Genomic DNA, 2970 nt, shown 5'->3' on the forward strand with positions numbered 1-2970 from the left:
AGTCCGTAGTGCACCCATTTCTTTTCATCACCCAGGGTTTCGGAAACGGCGCGGGTAAAAGCGACCACATCATGACGGGTTTCCGCTTCAATCTCTTTGATCCTTGCTACATCGAATCCCGCATTTTCGTAGAGCTTGTCTACATCTTCCATGGGAATTTTTCCGAGCTTGGCCCATGCCCAGCAGGCTGCGAGTTCAACCTCCAGCCAGGCCTGAAATTGCTGTTCGTCGGTCCACAGATCGGACATTTCTTTTCGGGAGTAGCGGGAGATCATTGAATCTTATTTTTGCATTAAAGTTCGGTTGCAAAGATAGGATTTTATATCCACAGAATAAGCTCGTTTTTAAGCTAATTCTTCCCTGAAAACATCATTCACTGAACCGGGATCTTTAAAACGGTACCTGTCGGAATGTTCTCATCCATTTCCACCTGATTGATAATGGCTACATCCAGTGGTTGAATCTCCATCGGAAGCTCATTTGGCAGAAAAGAACTGAAAGGACCGGAACGCGAAGTTGTGATAAGATTCAGTCTAACCGGCCTGATATTTAGAATACTTGTGTCTCTAAGATCACTAAACCCTTGTGTCACTGAGCTGAATGTACTTCTGTAGTCATCAAATTGGGCGGTAGTGGTATAGCTCAAAAATCGATACACATTTCCACCATGACTAAGCGCAGTTAATTGGAGCATGAGTTCGGTTCCGTCTTCCATTTGGGCAGTAGCTATCCCCTGGTATCCATTAAATCCTGAACCTGAAAAATTAGCCTGCTCAACCGTGGTTAGTCCTTCCTGTGACAAAAATGCTCTGACTGATGATTCGGGGGTGCTGTTCTCGGAATCAATGGTAAACTGCATAATGGCATCCTGAGCTTCATTTACCATGATCACTGATGATGATTGATTATACAGTTGAAAAGCCGGTGGTACCGGGAACTGGAATTCCAGATCAGGGTGATAAAACATACCATCCCTTACAAAACCTTCCCTTGGATTCTCTGCAAACATGATATTATCTATCATGCCCATAAATTCCTCTTTATCAAGAATAGTTTGTTCATAGCCTTTTTCTGCCCATTCCTGTGCCAGTTGCGGAATCCTTTCCTCTCGATCACCGGGATCAGGGTGACTTGAAAGCAAGGTTGGAATTCCTCCGCCTTGCGATTCAGAAATTCTTTCAAGTGATGTAAAGAATTCTGCTCCTTCTGCTGCCTTATAATTTTTCATGGCAGAATATTCTACTCCCAGAGCATCGGACTCCCTTTCCGCATCACGACTATACTTGAGAAACAGTAGTTGTGCAGTTTGACTGCTAAGCTCCAAGATATTGGCGCCATCATAACCCAACGATTGCCCCAAAATAGCTCCTCCAATTACAGCAAGCTGCCCAAACTGCTGGGTAGCTGCTCTTTGTGAAGCATGCCGGGCAGCAACGTGAGCGATCTCATGACCTAGAACCATCGCTAACTGGGCTTCATTATCAAGATGAGCAAGAAGTCCCCGGGTCACATATATGTAACCGCCGGGTAACGCGAAGGCATTTACCACCGGGCTGTTTAATACTCTGAAGGTAAATTCTGTATTGCGGAATTTCTCCTTTGTATCATCTCTTCTCAGATGGCTGACTTCAAGCAGTTCCTGCCCAAGGTCGGAAACATAATTTGAAAGCTCTTCATTTTCATAAAGACCGTATTGTGCTATAACCTCACTGTCCGCCTGTTTTCCAATCTCAATTTCCTGTTCCCAGCTGTAACCGAATGCACGCTTGTTTCCTGAAACCGGATTCACACCCACTTTCATGCACCCACTCACCAAAACGGCCGCAGCCATAATTAGCGTAAAATAAACCGATCTGATTTTCATGATTCTATTTTTCATGATCCTATAAATTTGTTTCCAATACAATTGTTCTTATATCTTGATTATCATAATAATAAATACTGACATTTGTTCTAACTACTGAGAAGTATGTATCAATAAGCATGATTTATGTAACAATATTTACTTCCGGAATTAGCTCAACTCCAAACTTGTCAAATACTGAACCGCGGATCTTCCTGGCAAGTTCAATGATCTCTGCGCCGGTTGCATTCCCATAATTCACGATCACTAATGCATGTACTTCATGAACCCCGGCATCTCCGACCTGTTTCCCTTTCCAGCCACACTGATCAATGAACCAGGCAGCGGGAATTTTGATCTCCTCACCGGCTGGGTAATTCGGAATTTCGGGATATTTTTCCTGAAGTTCTTTAAATGCTTCTTCAGATATCACCGGATTTTTAAAAAAACTTCCTGTGTTTCCAATTTCAGCAGGATCGGGAAGTTTACTTTGACGGATCTTGATTACCGTCTCACTGATGTCTTTGATAGAAGGATCTGAAATTCCTCTTTCTTCAAGGCTTTCGGATAACGCCCGATACGTAGTATTTACATCAGGATCTTTTTGCAGCCTCAATGTAACATGGGTTATGATATACTTCCCTTTCAACTCATTTTTAAACACACTGTCTCTGTACCCAAAATCACAAGCTTGCTTGTCAAAGGTTTTACTGATACCGGTCTCAAGATCTATGGCTTCGAGAGATTCAAAAACCTCTTCCAATTCCACCCCATAAGCGCCAATGTTTTGAATAGGAGCCGCGCCCACGGATCCGGGTATAAGCGATAAGTTTTCAATTCCACCCCATCCTTTCTCGACGGCATACATCACCGTCTGATGCCAGTCCTCTCCTGCGCCGATCTTCAGCAGGACCTCTCCCTCATTTTCCTCAATTAACTCTCTGCCTTTGATGCCCAAATGGATAACAAGTCCCTCAAAATCATTAACGAAGAGAATGTTACTTCCTCCACCCAGCATTAATTTTGGAAGAACTTTGTAATCGGGTTGCAGCAATAACTGCCGGAGCTCATCCGCAGAGGCTACGGAGGCGAAATACCGGGCGTTCGCACTAACCCCCATGGTGTTG

Annotated in this window: 2 protein-coding genes and 1 pseudogene; all 3 read right to left on the bottom strand. The window is 43.9% G+C overall.

Annotated features, from left to right (window positions below):
- Positions 1-275, bottom strand: a pseudogene (locus tag VFM80_RS13160) (adenylosuccinate lyase); the annotation flags it as partial.
- A 98-nt stretch (positions 276-373) separates the two neighbouring features.
- Positions 374-1864: a M48 family metalloprotease gene (locus VFM80_RS13165; RefSeq protein WP_395072417.1), complete on the bottom strand. Its 1491-nt coding sequence runs from the start codon at positions 1862-1864 to the stop codon at positions 374-376.
- A 124-nt stretch (positions 1865-1988) separates the two neighbouring features.
- A partial coding sequence (gene murB / locus VFM80_RS13170) for a UDP-N-acetylmuramate dehydrogenase (protein WP_395072419.1) occupies positions 1989-2970 on the bottom strand: 982 nt, incomplete at its 5' end.

It is taken from the genome of Gracilimonas sp. (genome assembly GCF_035704785.1).
Classification (GTDB): domain Bacteria; phylum Bacteroidota; class Rhodothermia; order Balneolales; family Balneolaceae; genus Gracilimonas.